This is a genomic window from Sedimenticola selenatireducens (genome assembly GCF_007625115.1).
Classification (GTDB): Bacteria; Pseudomonadota; Gammaproteobacteria; order Chromatiales; family Chromatiaceae; genus Sedimenticola; species Sedimenticola selenatireducens_A.
The window spans coordinates 79,475-97,166 of sequence record NZ_VMNH01000016.1; the positions used below are offsets into that span (position 1 = coordinate 79,475).

Below are 17,692 nucleotides of genomic sequence, written 5' to 3' on the forward strand. Positions count from 1 at the left end.
TTCCGCCATGGAATAGCGTGATGGCTCCTCACTATCTTCAACCTCTGAAATGTCTCTTATCATGAATGCAGTAACTAACAAAAAGCAGACACTGATCGTAGCCGCATTGGGTGTTATTGCCCTGGGGCTGATGGCGGTTATCTTCTACTCTCCAGTCTGGTGGGTCTCGCTAACAGCACCCAACTACCCTGAAGAGGCATTTCCAGATGGTGTGCGCATTCACTTCCATATGAACGGTGTGTTCAATGGCTGTGAAAAGGTCAATAAAGCGGAGATTAGTGAGGATGTCGCGCTCGATTGTGTTCATGAGATGGATACCATTAATCACTATGTGGGTATGTATCCTATCGCTGCGGGTGGTCCGGTAGAGCGAGGTTTTGGCCAGTTTTTGATGGTCTTCATGGGTATTATGCTGGTGGGTTTCATCTGCGTACGGCCGAAATTGCGCATGACCATCATGAGTGTGGGTTTTGCAGGTCTACTGATCTGGATGTATCTCACAGTCTATGGCAAGGATGGTTTCAATCTTCAGAGCGCTGGCTATGTTGAGGCGATGGTGACCTCGATGGATCAAGAAGCCGGTGCTGCACAGGAGAGTGAGCCTGAGATCGTTATCGGTGGCATTGTAGGTGTACTCAAGAAATCACTGGAAGATTCTGGTGTTGTGGTTGATCTGCCATCAGATAAGGAGAAACTGAACACTAAAGAGGCGCTTTCAGACAAGGCTCATATGATTGAGCAGCTGCGATTGACCTATGAGCGAGATTTCGAGCGCGGTCGCGTGGAAGAGCCCTGGAATGGCAGCAGTTTCCAAGTAATGAGCTGGCACTATGGTAAGAGTCTGGGGCGTTACTTCAATAATCAGGAAGAGATTGTGCCGATGGTGGCCAATCTGAAGATTGCTTTGCATGTGGTATTTGCAGGCTTGGCAGGTGCGATGCTGTTACTGGTCTTTGGTGCACGCAAGAATGGCGGTATTCTTTACTGGCTGTTGGTGTTGGTGCCGATGGCACTGCCGGTCTTCTTTATTATCGATTATGCGGCGTGGCTCTGGTGGTACGGCCATACCTTGAATGCGATGGGTGCGTTCGCTGTGAAACCCTTTATGCCTACGGTATTTGGTGACGGTAAGGTGGCGCAGTTTGCAACCCACTCTTACCCTTATATCGGTTTCTTCATCATGCTGGTGTTGTCGCCAATCTTGGCCGTGGCAGCACTGATCCGCAAGAAGCAGTTCAAGGATGCTCAATAGATGACCCGTAGTCTCATGAGATCCTCTATCATGGGTCTCATTGAGGCTGCCTTTAACGAGTAGGACGAGCGCGGAATACAGAGTTGAGCGGGGGTGTGGGTGCTCTCTGGCTCATAAATTGGGAATCTATGCGTACGCTGCTTTACATGGTTGCTCTCTCCCTACTGCTACAGCCGCTTGCGCTGGTTATGGCGGGAGACTACCCCCCTTTCCAGGCATTGGTGGACGCAACCAAAGAGAATGAAACACTCATTCCTCCCCCCGGCATATACTCGGGCCCCGTCGCGATCGAGAAATCAATAGCGATTGATGGCCAGGGTGCGGTAGTCATTGATGGTGGGGGTAAAGGCTCAGTGATCTATCTGGACTCTGATGGCGTCACCCTCAAAGGATTACGCCTGACAAATTCTGGTGATTCGCACAACGATATTGATTCGGGTGTCCAAGTGCGGGGTAATTTCAATGTCATTAAAGATAATGTCATCGATAACACCCTGTTCGGTATTGACCTGGGGCAGGCCGAAAATAACATCATCCGACGAAATCATATCTCCTCCAAACCCGTGGATATCGGGGTTCGGGGTGACGCCATCAGGCTCTGGTACAGCTTTAATAATAAAATTACCGATAACATTATCCGCGATTCTCGCGATACCGTGGTCTGGTATTCAAAAGATAATCTGATTGCGCGTAACGATGCCCGTGGTGGCCGCTATTCACTGCATTTTATGTACGCCCAGCATAACGAAGTGATTGACAATCACTACGAAGGAAACCAGGTGGGCATCTTCCTGATGTACAGCGACAGTGTGGAAATCAAGGGAAACTATATCGCCAATTCATTGGGCCCTACGGGAATGGGGATCGGTTTTAAAGAGACCTCAGATGTGGATGTGCATGATAATCAGATCCTCTATTGTGCTACCGGTATCTACCTGGATGTATCGCCCTATGACCCAGAGGCGACCAATCGACTCACTGGGAACCTGATCGCCTTTAGTGGTATCGGTATCCAGTTTCTGAATGATTGGAAAGGCAACATCCTGGAGAACAATCGATTCAAGGGTAACATCACTCAGGTTACCGTCGGTGGTGGCAAGACCGCAAAGCGTAATCATTGGAAAGGGAATTACTGGGATGATTACGAAGGCTTTGATCGGGATCAGGATGGCGTGGGCGACCGTCCCTACGAGCTTTACGGTTACGCTGACCGGCTCTGGATGGATGTCCCCTATGCCCAGTATTTTAAAGGGTCACCGGTGCTAGAGGTACTGGACTTTCTGGAACGCCTTGCACCATTCTCAGAACCCGACATGCTTTTACGTGATGAAAAACCGCTGATGTCTGCGGAGGCAGTACAGTAATGAGTGATCAGGCCAAATCCAAAAAACCGGTTAAACGGCACCTTAGTCCCAAGCAGATTGAGCAGAATCGCCGTGAATTTCTTCGTAGCTCTGTGTTGGCTGTTGGGGTCATGGGCATCTCTCTGGTGGGTCTGCTGCCTGTTGTGCAGGGGAAGAGCCTGGCGCTTCGGCCACCCGGTGCGATAAAGACCCCTTCAGATGAGCAAGATTTCCTCTCTTCCTGTATTAAGTGTGGGCAGTGTGTGCAGGTTTGCCCGGTAAATGCCATTAAACTGGCCGAGCTTGATACAGGGGCAGGGGTCGGTGTGCCCTTTATTGATGCACGCGACCAGGCGTGTGATTTCTCCTGCGATGGACTGCAGTGTGTTTTGGCCTGTCCTACGGGTGCGCTCACGCATGATCTGGACTATCCGGCAGATACCCGTATGGGTTTTGCCAAGGTGGCCGAACCACGGAAATGTCTGGCAATTCAGGGTAAGGGATTTAAAGGACAGGCACGAGGGCCCGATTACCCGGGACTGCTTCGCTATGATGATGTCGATCGTTGGAACCCGATTCCAGTGGCCGATTATCCCTATGATTTGGCGTTGTGTGATCTCTGTGTGCGCCAATGTCCCATCGAGATTCGCATTACCCAGTGTGCCGCAGCAGATGCTGCAGGAGATAAAAACAAGGATCGTGTTGCCCAAAGGCAGGGTAATGAATGTCCCCCTAAACACGCCATTGCGCTGGAGCCGATTGTCAGTGACGATGGAATAAAAAGAATGAAGCCGGTGATCCTGGAGGGCTGTGTGGGCTGCGGCGTCTGCGAGATGATCTGCCCACCGGATCCTCCAGCGATTGTGATTGATATCATGCAGGATGCCGACACCATCGGAGGTGTCTCATGAGCTATATTATTGAATCATTCCGCCAGTTGTACGGCAGTGATCCCCGACGTCCTGCGAAAACCGATATTTCTCCGGAGGCGCAAAAGGTCCATTTCGATAAGAAGCAGAAACCCTACACCAAGGAAGAGATTGCCGAGGTGGAGGCGTTGCACGCCCAGGGCTCGAAGAAATGGCGCAATCGTCGCTGGGCAACGCTGATCTTTATTAATGTCCTGTTTCTGGTCTCATATTATTTCGATATCCAGCTGCTGGAAGGCGCGCTGACCGCTTCACGCTTTATGGGTTTCCATATGGCGGATCTCAACTCGGCCCTGCAGGTTACGCTGGCGTTTAAGCATATGGTGCTGAACCTGGTAATTGGAACCGTCACAGTGATAGTAATCTGGCTGCTGCTCGGGGGGCGTACCTTCTGCTCTTGGGTCTGTCCCTATCATTTGTTGTCTGAATGGGCGGAGTCGCTTCACCTGTTCTTGGCCAAGAAGGGTATTGTTAAAGATCGAACTTTTAATCGTAAAGTGCGTTCTGTTTTTTACCTCTTGTTTGCACTGCTGGCACTCGGGACTGGTTACACCGTATTCGAAACAATCTCTGTAACCGGTATTGTCAGTCGTGCGCTGATTTATGGCCCTGGTGTAGCCATGATCTGGGTTGGACTGGTGCTGTTGTTCGAGGTATTTTATTCGCGCCGCGCTTGGTGTCGTTACGTATGTCCTATCGGCATCACTTATGGAGTGGTAGGCACAATTTCTCCGCTGAGGGTCAAATTTCTCGTCAAGGATTGCCATCATGAAGGTGAGTGCCGCAAGGTGTGCCTTGTACCCCATGTTTTGGATGTGACGATAAAAGGTAGGGCAGCCCATACCGAGGTGGATGTGAGTGCTGATTGTACCCGTTGCGGCATGTGCATTGATATCTGTCCAACAAATTCGCTGCGGTTCGAAATCAAAGGACTCGGAAAACATCTTTGAAATGCGATAAGCTAGGCAGCGCCCAGGGCCGGTTTGACCTGCATCATGGCGACCTGGCCTTAACATAATAAACTACGACGAATGGTAAGGCGGACGAAGGTGAGAGCCAACGTCCGTCCGTCGTTTTGGTAATGCCCATTGTGGCCCTGGTAACAGCCTTTAGGTTCCTGAATGATTCAGTTTCAGAACGTCATTAAACGATTTCGTCGCCATGAAGTTTTAAAGGGCGTTAACCTCACCATTGACCGGGGCCATCGTGTTGCTTTGGTAGGATCCAATGGCGCAGGTAAAACCACCTTGATTCGCTGTCTTCTCGGGGAATATACCTGTGAAGGTGTAGTGGCCGTGGATAATCTGGTTCCGCGCGAGCATCGCCGTGAAGTGTTGTCAAAAGTAGGATTTGTACCGCAACTTCCGCCTCCTCTTAAAATGCCCGTCGGGCAGCTGATCAAATTTGCTGCCAGTGTGTGCGATTCCAATCCGCAGCGCATGGCCGATGTGGCTACACGATTGGGCTTGGATACCGAGCGCTTTAAAAACCAGCCCTTCGTGAAGCTGTCAGGGGGGCAGAAGCAAAAGCTGTTGATTGCTATTGCACTCGGTCGCGACAGTGAACTTCTGGTGATGGATGAGCCTGCCGCCAATCTTGATCCTGAGGCGCGCCACATCTTTTTTGGTCTTCTGGCTGAGAAAAAAAATGAAGCCGCAATGATCATATCCAGTCATCGTCTGGATGAGGTGGCATCGCTGGTGAATCGAGTTATCGAGATGGATCAAGGACAGGTGGTACTTGATGATCGGGTCGCTGATTTGGTGGAGCTCTCCAGTCGACTGGGTTGTTGTGTGAGATTGATTCGCTCGGAGGCGCCCTTTGCCAAGGCCATTGGCGAGTGGGGGTTTAAGGGGTCAGATGATGGAAAAGAGTGGCGTGGTTATGTGGCTGGCCCAGATCGCCTGAGATTCTTGGGTGTACTTTCACGCTATGCGGCATTGCTGTCGAGCATTGATATGAGTGAGGCGGAAGAGTTACGAAGTCCTGAGGCCGCTTTAAATGATTAAGTGGTTGCCCCTGCCCCTGTATTTGATGCTCCTACTTTTACTGTTGGCAGGGTGTAGTGGCAAGCCGGATACCGGACCCGATGAGGTGAAGTGGGATCGGGATGCCTGTGAGCGTTGTCGCATGGTGCTTAGCGATCGCAACCACTCGGCCCAGATTCGAATATTTCCAGCAGAAAAGAAGCGCTCAAAGTTGATTAAATTTGATGATATCGGTTGCGCGGTTATCTGGTTGGAAGAGCAACCTTGGAAGAGTGATCCTAAAACTGAGATCTGGGTAACTGATCGACAGGGACGTGGCTGGCTCGATGCGCGCAAGGCTAACTACATCAAGGGTGATGTAACGCCAATGGAGTATGGTCTAGGAGCCCAGGAGGCACCGGCTGAGGGTAGTCTTGATTTTGCCCAGGCAAAGGCACATATCTTTGAGGTAGAAAAGCGCTTTAACTTACACGGTGTTGATTTGCTCAAGCGTCTGGAAGAACGGCAACAAAACACGGAATCTGAACACTCCCACACACATCCTGCGGGTGAGACCCAATAATGAAACATCTCTGGTTAACAGCATACGCGGACATTATTGAGTCACTTCGTGCCCGCTGGTTTATGATCTATACATTGGTATTTGGCGGTCTGGTGGTGGTGTTGTTTGCCTATGGATTAGCTGAGTCCCGTATCATGGGTTTCACCGGCCTCTCCCGCCTTCTGCTGACCTATATCCAGCTCTCCATGGCAATTCTCCCTGTCTTTGTGCTTATAACTACCGTGCGTTCAGTGGCGGGGGATCGTGAGGCCGGGGTTTTTGAGTATCTTCTCTCCTTGCCGATCAGTTTGGCGGCTTGGTTTTGGGGTAAGATCTTCGGGCGCTTTTTAGTGGTGTTTGCGCCCGTTTTACTGGCTATGGTGGGCGCAGTCATTTGGGGGACGGTGAAGGGTGTTGATGTCCCCTGGGATCTGTTCGTCTATTATACCGGCCTGCTGATGGCACTGGCCTGGTGTTTTTTGGGCATTGGGATGCTCATCTCGACCATGGCGCGTAGCTCGGATGTTGCACAAGGCGCCGCATTTGTTGTCTGGCTGACCTTGCTGTTGTTCTTGGATCTGATTTTGTTGGGTATCCTGATTCAGGAACATCTGCCTGCAGAGACAGCCGTGGCCATCTCCCTTATCAACCCCATGCAGGTGTTTCGTACCGCCACTATGATGTTGTTTGACCCGCAGCTGGTACTGCTGGGACCATCGGCCTATGTGATTCTGGATACGTTTGGCCAGTCTGGCTATATCCTGTATGCCCTGTTTTATCCCATCTTTGTGGGTACTGCCTGTGCTGCAACGGGCTTTTTTATCTTTAAACGCAGTGATCTTCCTTGATCTATTCGAACAAAAAAATGGGTTATATCACGCAATGCTACGCGATATAACGTGCCCATTTGCTCAATCAAGGAGTGTATGTCGATCACCGCGTCTCGGTTGATAGGCGTCAATTGCTGGAGTGTATCTCCCCTTCTAGGATAGTCCTCTGTTCATATTTGAGGTGCTTTGTGGCAAGAACAACAACCCTACTCTGGAGTCTCGCTGGCCTGCTATTTATTGCTCTTGCCAGTGTGGCCGCTTACAAGGCACTTCCGCTCCTTAATCCGAACATTGGTGATGTTGCGCCTCTGGACGCAAGCTGTGATCTGCGCGCCGGGCCCTGTACCTCAATACTATCCGATGGCAGTCGGGTGAGTTTTGCCATTAAGACGGAAGGTATTCCTCTGGTTAAGCCGCTTGATTTGGAAGTCAAGCTGGATGGGATTGAAGCCAGTAAAGTGGAAGTTGATTTTATTGGATTAGGCATGGAGATGGGTTTTAATCGGCCCCAACTGAAAGCCACCGATGTGGGTCAGTATGTTGGGACCGGGATGTTGCCGGTTTGTATCCGTGCTGCAATGGAGTGGGAGGCACGCGTGCTCATTACTACACCCAAAGGTTTGGTCGCAGCACCCTTCCGATTTATTACAGCCAAGGAAGGTGCGGTCTTGCCCGGGAGTAAGGAATGAAAAAGGTCATGCTCTTTGGCTTGGTGGTAGTGCTGGGTAGTCTGCTGATGGGGGTGCTTTTTCTCTGGCAGCCTTCAATTAATACTTCTCCGTCTAGCTCGATCGCTTCTCTGGGTATTGCCGAGGCACCCAAGGGGGGCGATTTCGTGCTCAATGCCCAGGGCGGCGCGGTTGATTTGAAGTCGTTGCGTGGGCAGGTGGTGGTCATCTATTTTGGTTATACATGGTGTCCCGATATCTGTCCGACAAGTTTGGGCTTTCTCAGTGCAGCACTGGATGAATTGACCGATGATGAGCTGCGGCAGGTACAGGGCATTTTTATCAGTGTTGATCCCGAGCGAGATTCACTCGAACACCTTAAAAGCTATGGTGAATATTTCCACCGGAAGATTTTGGGTGTCACCGGTAGTGATGAACAGCTAAAGCGGGTGGCTGATCTGTACGGCGCAGCCTATCGACTGGTAAAAAATGATTCATCAACGGATTATGTGGTTGATCATTCAGCCGATCTCTATGTGGTGAACCAGCAGGGCCAGTTGGCGACGACCCTCCGGCATGGCACGCTGCCACAACAGATCGTTACGGTACTGCGTGGCTTGATAAATAATAATTGATCCAATTAGGAGTGAGAAAATGCGCAAGATAGTCTTGTTAATGATGTTGCTTGGATTTACGGGTTGGCTGCATGCAGGGGCCGCAGACCAAGTGATGGTCTCTGATGCCTATGTCCGGGCAGTGCCACCTGGGCAGCCGAACAGCGCCAGTTTCATGGTGCTGAAAAATCACTCATCTGAAGCCTTAGTGCTGGTTGGGGCAGAGAGTGCTGTCGCCAAGGTCGTTGAGTTGCACACCCATACCATGAAAGATGGCATGATGCGGATGCGTCAGGTTGAGAAGATTGATCTTCCTGCAGGTGAGACGGTGCAGTTACAACCGGGTGGTTTACATGTGATGATGATTGGGCTGCAACAGAAGTTGGTGCCGGGTGAGCAGATCGATATGGCATTGGTGTTTGCGGATGGAACCAAGCTGGCGCTGAAGGTGCCGGTCGTGAAGTTACAGATGAAGATGCAAGATGCCGGCATGCAACACAAGATGCATTGATCCCAGTATTGTTTTGGAAACGCCGGCTGATCTAAATCAGCCGGCGTTTTTATTTCTTAGCCGGGTCTGAATTACGCCATCTGTTTGAATACCTTGCCAGCGGCCTGGATGGTTGCCTGAATGTCATCCTGAGTATGGGCGGCTGAAACGAACCCGGCTTCAAATGCAGAAGGTGCCAAATAGATGCCTTGTTCCAGCATGGCGTGGAAGAATGTCTTGAACTGCTCCTGCTGGCAGGCCATGGATTGAGCGAAATTGGTTACTTTACCGGCATCGGTAAAGAAGAGGCCGAACATGGCTCCGACCTGATTGGTCGTCATGGCAACGCCTGCTGCGTCGGCTTCTGCCTGAATACCATCAATGAGTTGGGTCGTGCGCTGGGTCAGATCCTCAAAGAAGCCGGGAACTGAAATCAGTTCCAGTGTCTTTAGTCCAGCGGTCATGGCGACCGGATTGCCGGAGAGTGTACCGGCCTGATAGACCGGGCCGAGTGGTGATATCTTCTCCATGATCTCCCGCTTGCCGCCAAAGGCGCCAACGGGCATTCCGCCGCCTATTACCTTGCCCAGGGTGGTGAGGTCGGGAGTGATGTTATAGAGGCCCTGTACACCGCCCAGGGCCACCCTGAATCCAGTCATCACTTCATCAAAGATCAGTACAGTACCGGTTTGGTCGCAGACTTCACGCAGGCATTCCAGAAATCCAGGGGCTGGCGGAATACAGTTCATGTTACCTGCAACCGGCTCGACGATAATGCAGGCGATCTGTTCGCCGATCTCGGCAAAAGTATGCTTCACCTGGTCGATATCGTTATAGTTGAGTGTGATGGTGAATTCAGCCAGTGCAGCGGGTACCCCGGGAGAGCTGGGCTCACCCAGTGTCAGCATGCCGGAGCCTGCCTTGACGAGCAGAGAATCAGAATGACCGTGGTAACAGCCCTCGAATTTAACAATCTTGTCCCGACCTGTATAACCCCGGGCGAGTCGTATCGCACTCATGGTGGCTTCGGTGCCTGAACTGACCATGCGAACCAGCTCAATCGAAGGGACCAGCTCGCAGACACGGTTGGCCATGCTGGTCTCAATGGTGGTGGGTGCGCCGAATGAGAGCCCCTTTTTAATCACATCAGAGACGGCGTCCAGCACCTGTGGGTGTGCATGCCCCAGGATCATCGGACCCCAGGATCCAACATAGTCGATGTACCGTTTGCCATCCGGGTCATAGATATAGGGTCCACTGGCGTGATCAACGAAGACGGGATCGCCGCCAACGCCTTTAAATGCCCTCACGGGAGAATTTACCCCACCAGGGATATGTTGCTGGGCCTGAATAAAACGATCATGTGAAGCGGTCATGTGGGTGGGTACTCCGATCTGTCGAATAACTGATTGAAACGTTGGCAGTTAGCGGCAATGTCATCACTGCCAAAGAGGGCATTAATCACGGCCAGCATGTCAGCGCCTGCCTGTACGAGGGTTGCGCCATTTTCCGGGGTTATGCCACCAATGGCAACTATTGGGATCTGTAACCGCTGCTTTGCTTCAGCCAGCAGCGCGATATCTGCCTGTACCGCATCGGGTTTGGTCGCTGAGGGGTAGAAACGGCCAAAGGCCACATAATCAGCACCCGCCTTTTCGGCGGCAATCGCCAAAGGTAGCTGGTTATAACAGGAGATGCCAATGATGGCCTGTTCTCCCAGCAACTGACGGGCGTGAACAATCCCGCTGTCCTCTCTGCCGACATGTACACCATCCGCACTTACCCGTTTTGCCAGTGCGACGTCATCATTGATGATGAGCAGTGCGTCTTGTCCATGGCATAGATCACACAGCGCCGCTGCCTCGGCTTGCCGGCGTTCCTCGCCAGGTTGTTTGTCTCGATATTGGATAATCTTGGCCCCGCCACTTAGCGCAGCGGCCACCTGATTGAGTGTGATGTCAAAGCCAGATGGCTGGGATTGAGTGATGGCGTAAAGCCCGGTTAGACGTTGCTGCGACAAGCTGGTTTACTCGGTGTGATGATTGAATTGACGGTTGGGAATATGTTGCCCTTTGCCTGGTTGCCATCCTGAAGCAAGGCTCTCCCAGGTATATCGCTGTGCATGGATGACGGCCTGTTCCAGGCTTGATCCTTTTGCCAGCTCGGTCGCGATTGCGGAGGCTATGGTACAGCCGGAGCCGTGGTAGGAGTGGTTGAGTCTCGGCCAGCTATTTAAGAGTGGTTTCAGGTTTGGACGATAGAGCGTGTTTATCACTTCTTCTGACGCTTCGTGCGTACCTGTGATGAGTACCGATTGTGTACCCTGCTGTATGAGGTGTTCAGCGCATTGTTCCAGATGCTCCAATCCAGTCAACTTGCGGGCCTCCTGTGAATTGGGCGTGACCAGGGTGGTGTAGGGAATGATACGTTCAATGATGGTATCAATCAGGCGTTGGCTTGCGAGGACAGTACCGCCACCTGCCGCGAGTATCGGGTCAAGTATCACCGGAACCTCCGGATGCTTAGCCAGGAATTCACCAATGGCGCGTGCGCCATCGGCACTGCCTATCAAGCCTATCTTGATCGCCCGAATGGTGTAATCCAACCACAGTGTCTCGACTTGCCGGATGATTTGTTCAGGTTCAAGGGGGGTCAGTTCGTGTACGTTCCTACTGTCCTGAATGGTCAGGCAGCTAATCGCCGTGGCGGCATGACAACCTAGGGCGGATATGGTTTCTATATCAGCCTGGATACCTGCGCCACCTGAAGGGTCGTGGCCAGAAATGCTCAGCACGATGGGTTTGTCAGTGGGTTGCATCTGTTTCGTTAGTAACCATTCTTTGGTTGAATTCAAAAAAAAACGAATTTCATCGTCTACAATTAAACCAGCATTCACTGAATACCTCTAGCCTAGGTCCGGCGGCGCTGATACGGCCCTTGGGAATGGAATGCCGGTAGTGGGGAGAATCCAATGCCGGGCTGTCGGATAGGTGAAGATATGGATACTAGAATGAACGAATTGTCCCGATTAGCAAGAGACTATTGTGAATTAATCGAATCTGCGGAGGATAATGACATTAGCTGGCTGCGCCGGCTCTCGTCATTACTGCCACAGTTGCATGCAGCGGTTACTGCGCTGGGTGCGCCACCCCGGAATGCTAACTATTTCAATCCGGATCTGGATGCGCGGTTTGAGCTTTTTGCCACGCTTCGCCGTTTACTTGGGCATCGTGACGCTTATTGGATGGAGTTTGACGTTGCCCCGGATGAGCAGGGCATGTCGGGTAGTCTGGCCGACGACCTGACAGACATCTATTGTGAATTGAAGCATGGGTTGCATCTCATCGAGGATGAGCGTGCACCCGAGCGGGCATTTGATGACTGGTGCTGCGGCTATCAGGAGCATTGGGGGCAGCATCTCCTGGATGCGGAGCGCCATCTCTACGAGTTGGTGAATAGAAATCAGCTTTAGGCACAGAATGAAAAGTGCACGATTTCACTAAAAAATCAATGGTTAATGAATAGTGTAATTGATATAGTATTGCAATTAATTACTGTTTTAGTTTGGAGAATTTTCGATGAGTGAAGCAACCACAAACTTGCTGAGAGAGGAAGAACTCAGTCTGACTGAGGCCGCTCAAGGCAAAATGGCTGAGCTGGTTGGACAGGTAGAAGAAGAGGTCAAGGGTATCCGTGTGTACGCCTCTCCAGGCGGTTGCAGCGGCATCAGTTTTGGTATGACCTTTACTGATCAGCTTAATGACAACGATTATGTCCTGAATTCGACGGGCTTTGATGTCATTGTCGATGGTGACACGATGCGCCACCTCGAGGGTGTGCAAATTGACTTTGTTGATCAAGGTAATGGTAACGCGAGTTTTGTTTTTAACAACCTCAAGCCTGCTGAGAGCAGCAGTGGTTGTGGTGGTTGCAGCTCCAGTGCTGCACAGGGTGGCGGTTGTTCCTGATTACACTCTTGCTGCAAAAAAAACCGCGGATCTCTACCGCGGTTTTTTTTAGTTCCGAAATCAGCCTGTCCCGCTTAGTGACAGAAGTAGGCTGGGACTGAATGGTCGACGCGATGCTAGAACGGTTTTAATACAGCGAGCAGTACGACGGTAAACAAGATGACGACAGGGATTTCATTAAACCACCGATACCAGACATGGCTATGCGTGTTCTTACCCTCGGCAAAATCCTTCACCAGCTTTCCACAATAGAAGTGATAGGCTACCAGTACTGCCAGCAAGAGGAGCTTGATGTGTAGCCATAACATGCTGCCAAATGCAGCCCAGGCATATTCATAGAGCATCCAGAAGCCAAAAAAGAGCGTGAGTATCATCCAGGGTGTTGTGAAGTAGTAGAGCTTCCGCTCCATCACTTTAAAACGCTCTTTGCCGGGTTCGTCATCGGTCATGGCGTGATAGACGAACAGTCGGGGGAGATAGAAGATTCCGGCAAACCACGTCACCATAAATATCAAATGCCAAGCCTTTAGCCACATCACATCGCTACCTCGTGATTATGTTTTTATGAATCAAGTGCAGTAAGCCCTATTTGGGGCTGCTGTTCGCATCATGATAGAGCGTGCGGAGTATATCCCGTCGCGTCGTTCCAGTGGGTGATCCATGGTTCGGTGCATGCACACTCTTTTGACTGCCAAAGAACTCCCCAATTGCCCGGAATACACGTTTAAGTGCTCGCCACAGCTTGGGGAGCAGCCAAATAATCAGGAGTAATGAGAGTGCCAGTCCTGCGACGAACAACCAGGGGTAATGCAGTGAAGCCCAAAGTCCGCCAATCACCACCAGATCCTCTGTAATTGAGGCTGTCCAGTTGGAAAAGGGTTCAGGTGAGGTGTTAATCAGAACCCGGGTGCCCGTCTTTGTGAGATGGGTGGTTGCGGCCAGACTGCCTCCGATCAGTAGGGCGGCAAACTCAGCCGCCTGACTGACGTCGAGGCCTTCAGCCATGCCTGCGGCCAGTACGGCACCTGCCGGGATGCGGATAAAGGTATGCAGTACATCCCATCCTGTGTCTACTCCGGGTGTCTTATCTGCAACAAACTCAACCATGTACATGAAGCCTGCAGCGGCAAGCACCATCGGGTTGCTGAGCAATTCCAGGCCCGGCGGCAGTGTCACGTCCCCTGTCATTCCAAGGTAGCCGAGAACCAGCACGGCTGCATAGAGATTGATACCCGAGGCCCAGGCTACGCCGAGTGTCAGCGAGATGAGTTCAACAGTTTCCATTCACATAATCCTTTCTTTGCAGCAAGTGTCGTCAGCTTATTGGATGACTGAATATGGATTCAGTTCCTACTTGATTTACGACAGATCCAGAGCGTTTATGCCCCTGACCCAATCGAGATTAACTGCGTTCAATTGGGTGCCTATCGACAAGTCAGTATGCCACTTTACGTTTCATTATCCCAATATCCTCATTTGCATAGAGTGTTTTGAATTTGTTGATTGGCTTGGCTATCGATATGAAAAGTAAAGTAATTATTTGACCTACTTAAAATATGGATATATAGTCGGCTGCATTCAAGGATTTGTGACGCTTGTTGATGAACTCGGCAGGTAAAAGGAATTAAAAGAAATTGTCACATTTAGCTTAAGCGGCCTGCGGGTCGCTTTTTTATTGTTGGACTGTTTTCACTTTAATGGTTTACATCTTTAGATTTTTCGCTTAGCACCGTATGATTGACTTCCTTTTTTGACCCTGTGCTGATCGATGTGGCGTGCGAGTGCGTTGTCAGCAATAAGCACGGGGAGTGACATATCCGGAGTGGAATTGAAGCGATGGTAAAAGTAGGTATTGTAGGTGGAACAGGCTACACCGGCGTCGAACTACTGAGGCTTTTGGCAGGGCACCCTGAAGTTGATGTGGCGGTTATTACTTCGCGTGCTGAGGCCGGCCGCCCCGTTTCAGATATCTATCCAAACCTGCGAGGCCATTTCGATATCCCCTTTACCGAGCCAGAACTGGATCAGCTGAAGTCCTGTGATCTGGTGTTTTTTGCAACGCCTAATGGAACAGCCATGAAGATGGTGCCTGAGCTGTTGGATGGCAACTGTAAGGTCATTGATCTGGCGGCGGACTTCAGGATCAAGGATCTCGCTGTTTGGGAGCAGTGGTATGGTATGCCACATGCCTGCCCAGAGCGGGTGGCCGAAGCGGTCTATGGCCTGCCAGAGGTGAATCGTCAGGCCATCCGGCAGGCCCGATTAGTGGCCAATCCGGGTTGTTATCCCACGGCCACCACATTGGGCTTTCTGCCTCTGGTAGAAGCGGGGTTGGTTAATCTCACGGGTCTGATTGCAGATTGCAAATCCGGTGTGAGCGGGGCAGGTCGTGGTGCCAGTGTCGGTATGCTGATGGGTGAGGTCGGCGAGAGCTTTAAGGCCTATGGGGTGCCGGGGCATCGGCATATGCCAGAGATCAAACAGAATCTATCTGTTGCTGCGGGGCAGGATGTGGCGCTCACATTTGTGGCACACCTTGTACCCATGATTCGGGGTATTCATTCCACTCTTTATGCCACAATAACCAGTGATGTGGATCTGCAGGCGATGTATGAGCAACGCTACGCCAACGAACCCTTTGTGGATGTATTGCCTGCAGGATCTCATCCCGAAACCCGCAGTGTGCGCGGTATCAATCACTGTCGTATGGCCATACATCGGCCACAGGGTGGTGACACAGTGGTCATCCTTTCGGTGATTGATAATCTGGTCAAGGGTGCGGCGGGTCAGGCGGTTCAGAACATGAATATCATGCTTGGATTAGACGAGACCTTGGGTTTACAGGCAGTAGCGCTGCTTCCTTAGAACCAACAATGGCAACTCGAAGTGCCTGTGGGTAGATTGAGGTAGTGGTTTAGCGTGTTACAGGGGACGCAGGGATGAAAATAACGACACCCAGAATAGTCCAGTCCCGGAGTAGGTGGGTCTATCTTTGGGTGCTGGTGCCGATTGTTCTTGGTGCAGCACTACTGGTAGGTTGGGAGAGATACTTGCCGCCTGTGGAGCCGGTCGTGGATGAAGTGACACCCCTTAACCGGCGCCTGAAGGATAAGGACAAACAGATAGCCGTGCTTGAGGCAGAGCGGGGTCAGTTGCGAGAGCAGATAGCGGCGCTTGAGCGTGCGGCACAGATTGACCATGAGGCCATGCGCCAGGTTCGTGAAGAGTTACGTCAGAGTCAGACATCTCATCAGGAGATGGCGAATGAACTGGCCCTGCTAAGAGGCATTGTTGAAACCAGTGTTAAATCTGAAGGTCTGTATATTCAGGGATTCAGGCTCAGTAAGGGTGCTGAACCACAAGTTTATCGTTTTAACTTTACCGTGAGTCAGGCGCTCAAGAGCGCCGGAGCTGCAGTAGGTTGGATGCAACTTGCGCTCGAAGGTCAGCAGGATGGTGAGGCGAGTGTGCTCGCCTTAAAAGAGATCACAAAAGAGAAAGAAGAGAAACTGAAGATGCGCTTCAGGCATTTTCAGGATGTTGACGGATTGATTCAGGTGCCAGAGGGCTTTAACCCGGAACGGGTTATTGTTGAGATCAATCCAACTAATAACAAGCTGCCACAGATCAAGAAGACATTTGATTGGCTGGTAGCTGAATAAGAGGAATTCTGATGGCGCGTTTTAGAAAGTTCAAGGCTCCCAAAATTGCTACCGTTATTGGTAGTGGGACTACTATCAATGGTGACGTCAATTTTACCGGAGGCCTTCATGTCGATGGCCTTATTTGTGGCAATGTCATGGTTGACGAAGGGGGTGATTCGGCCCTGACGCTGAGTGAACAGGGGCGTGTTGAAGGTGATATTCGGGTTCCAAATGTCATCCTCAACGGTACGGTAGTGGGTGATGTCTACGCCTCGGAGCGGGTGGAATTGGCGCCAAAGGCCAAGGTTACAGGTACTGTTTATTACAACCTGCTTGAGATGGCGATGGGTGCGGAAGTGAATGGCCAATTGATTCACACCAAGGACGTAGAGACTCAAATGCTGGGATATGATGGTGACCGATCTAATGTGGAGGCGCTGAAGCCTGATGCTTCAGTTGCGGATGAGTCGCAGGATGAAGCGTCTGAGCGGATTCCCCGGGGGCGCTGAGTAGGGTTTAATACTTGACTAAATTGATCAGAAAAGCATAATGTGAGTAATATGCTGATTTAGCGTGTATTTGTGAGTATCTGGAGTTGGAAATGAGTGGTATGCAAGCTGAAACCGAAAGCCCGCTGGTGTTTACCAATGCGGCAGCCACTAAGGTGGCAACCCTTATCAAAGACGAGGGCAATCCGAACCTGATGCTTCGGGTATTCATTCAGGGTGGCGGTTGTTCTGGCTTTCAATATGGCTTCAGTTTTGATGAGGAGATGAAAGAGGGTGATACCCGGGTCGATACGGATGGTGTTGCCATGCTGGTCGATCCTATGAGTCTCCAGTATCTGATGGGGGCTGAAGTGGATTACACGGAGAGTCTCCAGGGATCGCAGTTTGTAATCCGCAATCCCAATGCATCAACAACCTGCGGATGTGGTTCGTCGTTCTCAGTCTGATAACTGTACAGGCATCCAATAAAAAACCCTGCATCAACGATGCAGGGTTTTTTTATCACTGACGGATCAGTTTAGTTCGCGGGGACCGCTGGCGCTACAGGGGGTGCTGGATAACCATAGGGTGCATAGCCACCGTAGGGTGCTCCATAACCACCGCCATAGGGATAACCACCGTAGCCACCGCCATAGGGATAACCATAGCCACCATAAGGATAGCCATAGCCACGTCCGTAGCCATTACCATAACCGCTGCCGCGACCACTAAAATTCATATTAAAGTCACCGGAGCCATCACCCCAGCCATCGCCAAGACCGTTCCAAGGACCGCCACCCCAAGGGCCACCGCCCCAAGGACCGCCGCCCCACCATGCGGATGCAGAGGCAGATGCGACCAGCAAGGCTGCTACAGCAGCTGCTTTTATAATAGTTTTCATAATTCTCTTCTCCCTAAGTCTTCAGTTGGGTATGGG

At 51.2% G+C, this 17,692-nt stretch carries 22 protein-coding genes; 16 read left to right on the forward strand and 6 right to left on the reverse strand.

The genetic code is table 11. The features are described 5' to 3' along the window. Nucleotides 1-61: 61 nt before the first annotated feature. The 10 genes from FHP88_RS12730 (at nt 62) to FHP88_RS12775 (ending at nt 8,676) form a co-directional block, all read left to right on the forward strand. Entirely contained in the window at nt 62-1,252 is a 1,191-nt protein-coding gene (locus tag FHP88_RS12730; RefSeq protein WP_144359457.1) for a hypothetical protein, read from the forward strand. Nucleotides 1,253-1,380: 128 nt separating this feature from the next. Continuing rightward, a complete protein-coding gene (nosD, locus tag FHP88_RS12735) occupies nt 1,381-2,616 on the forward strand; it encodes a nitrous oxide reductase family maturation protein NosD (protein ID WP_144359458.1) in 1,236 nt (411 codons plus the stop codon). Beyond that, nucleotides 2,616-3,506, forward strand: a complete 891-nt coding sequence (locus tag FHP88_RS12740; RefSeq protein ID WP_144359459.1) for a 4Fe-4S binding protein — start codon at nt 2,616-2,618, stop codon at nt 3,504-3,506. Before nosD ends, FHP88_RS12740 begins: the two co-directional genes overlap by 1 nt. After that, complete coding sequence (locus tag FHP88_RS12745) at nt 3,503-4,474, forward strand: NapH/MauN family ferredoxin-type protein (protein ID WP_144359460.1); 972 nt, start codon at nt 3,503-3,505, stop codon at nt 4,472-4,474. Before FHP88_RS12740 ends, FHP88_RS12745 begins: the two co-directional genes overlap by 4 nt. Nucleotides 4,475-4,645: 171 nt before the next feature. Next, a complete protein-coding gene (locus FHP88_RS12750; protein ID WP_144359461.1) occupies nt 4,646-5,533 on the forward strand; it encodes an ABC transporter ATP-binding protein in 888 nt (295 codons plus the stop codon). Continuing rightward, a complete protein-coding gene (locus FHP88_RS12755) occupies nt 5,526-6,074 on the forward strand; it encodes a hypothetical protein (RefSeq protein WP_144359462.1) in 549 nt (182 codons plus the stop codon). Before FHP88_RS12750 ends, FHP88_RS12755 begins: the two co-directional genes overlap by 8 nt. Continuing rightward, complete coding sequence (locus tag FHP88_RS12760; RefSeq protein WP_144359463.1) at nt 6,074-6,901, forward strand: ABC transporter permease; 828 nt, start codon at nt 6,074-6,076, stop codon at nt 6,899-6,901. The genes FHP88_RS12755 and FHP88_RS12760 overlap by 1 nt, the downstream gene beginning before the upstream one ends. 170 nt (nt 6,902-7,071) lie before the next feature. Next, nucleotides 7,072-7,572, forward strand: a complete 501-nt coding sequence (locus tag FHP88_RS12765; protein WP_186297712.1) for a hypothetical protein — start codon at nt 7,072-7,074, stop codon at nt 7,570-7,572. Further along, complete coding sequence (locus tag FHP88_RS12770) at nt 7,569-8,186, forward strand: SCO family protein (protein WP_144359464.1); 618 nt, start codon at nt 7,569-7,571, stop codon at nt 8,184-8,186. Before FHP88_RS12765 ends, FHP88_RS12770 begins: the two co-directional genes overlap by 4 nt. A gap of 19 nt (nt 8,187-8,205) precedes the next feature. Then, nucleotides 8,206-8,676: a copper chaperone PCu(A)C gene (locus FHP88_RS12775; protein ID WP_144359465.1), complete on the forward strand. Its 471-nt coding sequence runs from the start codon at nt 8,206-8,208 to the stop codon at nt 8,674-8,676. Nucleotides 8,677-8,747: 71 nt separating this feature from the next. Here the strand turns inward: FHP88_RS12775 and hemL are convergent, their stop codons facing one another. From hemL to thiD, 3 genes are read right to left on the reverse strand one after another with little or no spacing between them, the layout of a single operon-like run. After that, nucleotides 8,748-10,031, reverse strand: a complete 1,284-nt coding sequence (gene hemL / locus FHP88_RS12780; protein ID WP_144359466.1) for a glutamate-1-semialdehyde 2,1-aminomutase — start codon at nt 10,029-10,031, stop codon at nt 8,748-8,750. Then, on the reverse strand, nt 10,028-10,675 hold the full coding sequence (gene thiE / locus FHP88_RS12785; RefSeq protein ID WP_144359467.1) for a thiamine phosphate synthase: 648 nt from the start codon (nt 10,673-10,675) through the stop codon (nt 10,028-10,030). The genes hemL and thiE overlap by 4 nt, the downstream gene beginning before the upstream one ends. A gap of 6 nt (nt 10,676-10,681) precedes the next feature. Further along, a complete protein-coding gene (gene thiD / locus FHP88_RS12790; RefSeq protein WP_260843292.1) occupies nt 10,682-11,551 on the reverse strand; it encodes a bifunctional hydroxymethylpyrimidine kinase/phosphomethylpyrimidine kinase in 870 nt (289 codons plus the stop codon). Nucleotides 11,552-11,665: 114 nt separating this feature from the next. Between thiD and FHP88_RS12795 the strand changes: the two genes are divergently transcribed. Next, nucleotides 11,666-12,127 carry a DUF5063 domain-containing protein gene (locus tag FHP88_RS12795; protein WP_260843293.1) on the forward strand — a complete coding sequence of 154 codons (462 nt, stop codon included), beginning with the start codon at nt 11,666-11,668 and terminating at the stop codon, nt 12,125-12,127. Nucleotides 12,128-12,233: 106 nt separating this feature from the next. Next, entirely contained in the window at nt 12,234-12,623 is a 390-nt protein-coding gene (locus FHP88_RS12800) for a HesB/IscA family protein (protein ID WP_144359469.1), read from the forward strand. Between the two features lie 116 nt (nt 12,624-12,739). Here FHP88_RS12800 and hemJ read toward each other — a convergent pair whose 3' ends face one another. Together hemJ and FHP88_RS12810 are read right to left on the reverse strand one after the other, a co-directional pair. After that, nucleotides 12,740-13,159 carry a protoporphyrinogen oxidase HemJ gene (hemJ, locus tag FHP88_RS12805; protein WP_335341557.1) on the reverse strand — a complete coding sequence of 140 codons (420 nt, stop codon included), beginning with the start codon at nt 13,157-13,159 and terminating at the stop codon, nt 12,740-12,742. Nucleotides 13,160-13,208: 49 nt separating this feature from the next. Further along, nucleotides 13,209-13,907, reverse strand: a complete 699-nt coding sequence (locus tag FHP88_RS12810; RefSeq protein ID WP_144359471.1) for a DUF4126 domain-containing protein — start codon at nt 13,905-13,907, stop codon at nt 13,209-13,211. A gap of 552 nt (nt 13,908-14,459) precedes the next feature. On the opposite strand from FHP88_RS12810, the gene argC reads away from it, so the two are divergent. The 4 genes from argC to erpA all read left to right on the forward strand — a co-directional run bounded on the left by argC (nt 14,460) and on the right by erpA (nt 17,222). Continuing rightward, a complete protein-coding gene (gene argC / locus FHP88_RS12815) occupies nt 14,460-15,488 on the forward strand; it encodes an N-acetyl-gamma-glutamyl-phosphate reductase (RefSeq protein WP_144359472.1) in 1,029 nt (342 codons plus the stop codon). A gap of 74 nt (nt 15,489-15,562) precedes the next feature. Beyond that, a complete protein-coding gene (locus FHP88_RS12820) occupies nt 15,563-16,285 on the forward strand; it encodes a DUF6776 family protein (protein ID WP_144359473.1) in 723 nt (240 codons plus the stop codon). 11 nt (nt 16,286-16,296) lie between these two features. Continuing rightward, a complete protein-coding gene (locus tag FHP88_RS12825) occupies nt 16,297-16,776 on the forward strand; it encodes a bactofilin family protein (protein ID WP_144359474.1) in 480 nt (159 codons plus the stop codon). A gap of 92 nt (nt 16,777-16,868) precedes the next feature. Continuing rightward, complete coding sequence (erpA, locus tag FHP88_RS12830; protein ID WP_144359475.1) at nt 16,869-17,222, forward strand: iron-sulfur cluster insertion protein ErpA; 354 nt, start codon at nt 16,869-16,871, stop codon at nt 17,220-17,222. A 71-nt stretch (nt 17,223-17,293) separates the two neighbouring features. Here the strand turns inward: erpA and FHP88_RS12835 are convergent, their stop codons facing one another. After that, the gene (locus FHP88_RS12835; protein WP_144359476.1) at nt 17,294-17,656 is read right to left on the reverse strand and encodes a sulfur globule family protein; all 363 of its coding nucleotides are present in this window, start codon (nt 17,654-17,656) and stop codon (nt 17,294-17,296) included. Nucleotides 17,657-17,692: the final 36 nt, after the last annotated feature.

Bases quoted from the DNA above. Each gene is read 5' to 3' on its own strand.
- FHP88_RS12750 (WP_144359461.1), top strand. From the start codon at position 4,646: ATGATTCAGTTTCAGAACGTCATTAAACGATTTCGTCGCCATGAAGTT.
- hemL (WP_144359466.1), bottom strand. From the start codon at position 10,031: ATGACCGCTTCACATGATCGTTTTATTCAGGCCCAGCAACATATCCCT.
- FHP88_RS12800 (WP_144359469.1), top strand. From the start codon at position 12,234: ATGAGTGAAGCAACCACAAACTTGCTGAGAGAGGAAGAACTCAGTCTG.
- FHP88_RS12810 (WP_144359471.1), bottom strand. From the start codon at position 13,907: ATGGAAACTGTTGAACTCATCTCGCTGACACTCGGCGTAGCCTGGGCC.
- FHP88_RS12740 (WP_144359459.1), top strand. From the start codon at position 2,616: ATGAGTGATCAGGCCAAATCCAAAAAACCGGTTAAACGGCACCTTAGT.
- FHP88_RS12825 (WP_144359474.1), top strand. From the start codon at position 16,297: ATGGCGCGTTTTAGAAAGTTCAAGGCTCCCAAAATTGCTACCGTTATT.
- argC (WP_144359472.1), top strand. From the start codon at position 14,460: ATGGTAAAAGTAGGTATTGTAGGTGGAACAGGCTACACCGGCGTCGAA.
- FHP88_RS12775 (WP_144359465.1), top strand. From the start codon at position 8,206: ATGCGCAAGATAGTCTTGTTAATGATGTTGCTTGGATTTACGGGTTGG.
- FHP88_RS12795 (WP_260843293.1), top strand. From the start codon at position 11,666: ATGAACGAATTGTCCCGATTAGCAAGAGACTATTGTGAATTAATCGAA.
- FHP88_RS12820 (WP_144359473.1), top strand. From the start codon at position 15,563: ATGAAAATAACGACACCCAGAATAGTCCAGTCCCGGAGTAGGTGGGTC.
- erpA (WP_144359475.1), top strand. From the start codon at position 16,869: ATGAGTGGTATGCAAGCTGAAACCGAAAGCCCGCTGGTGTTTACCAAT.
- FHP88_RS12770 (WP_144359464.1), top strand. From the start codon at position 7,569: ATGAAAAAGGTCATGCTCTTTGGCTTGGTGGTAGTGCTGGGTAGTCTG.
- FHP88_RS12745 (WP_144359460.1), top strand. From the start codon at position 3,503: ATGAGCTATATTATTGAATCATTCCGCCAGTTGTACGGCAGTGATCCC.
- hemJ (WP_335341557.1), bottom strand. From the start codon at position 13,159: ATGTGGCTAAAGGCTTGGCATTTGATATTTATGGTGACGTGGTTTGCC.
- FHP88_RS12760 (WP_144359463.1), top strand. From the start codon at position 6,074: ATGAAACATCTCTGGTTAACAGCATACGCGGACATTATTGAGTCACTT.
- FHP88_RS12755 (WP_144359462.1), top strand. From the start codon at position 5,526: ATGATTAAGTGGTTGCCCCTGCCCCTGTATTTGATGCTCCTACTTTTA.
- FHP88_RS12730 (WP_144359457.1), top strand. From the start codon at position 62: ATGAATGCAGTAACTAACAAAAAGCAGACACTGATCGTAGCCGCATTG.
- FHP88_RS12835 (WP_144359476.1), bottom strand. From the start codon at position 17,656: ATGAAAACTATTATAAAAGCAGCTGCTGTAGCAGCCTTGCTGGTCGCA.
- nosD (WP_144359458.1), top strand. From the start codon at position 1,381: ATGCGTACGCTGCTTTACATGGTTGCTCTCTCCCTACTGCTACAGCCG.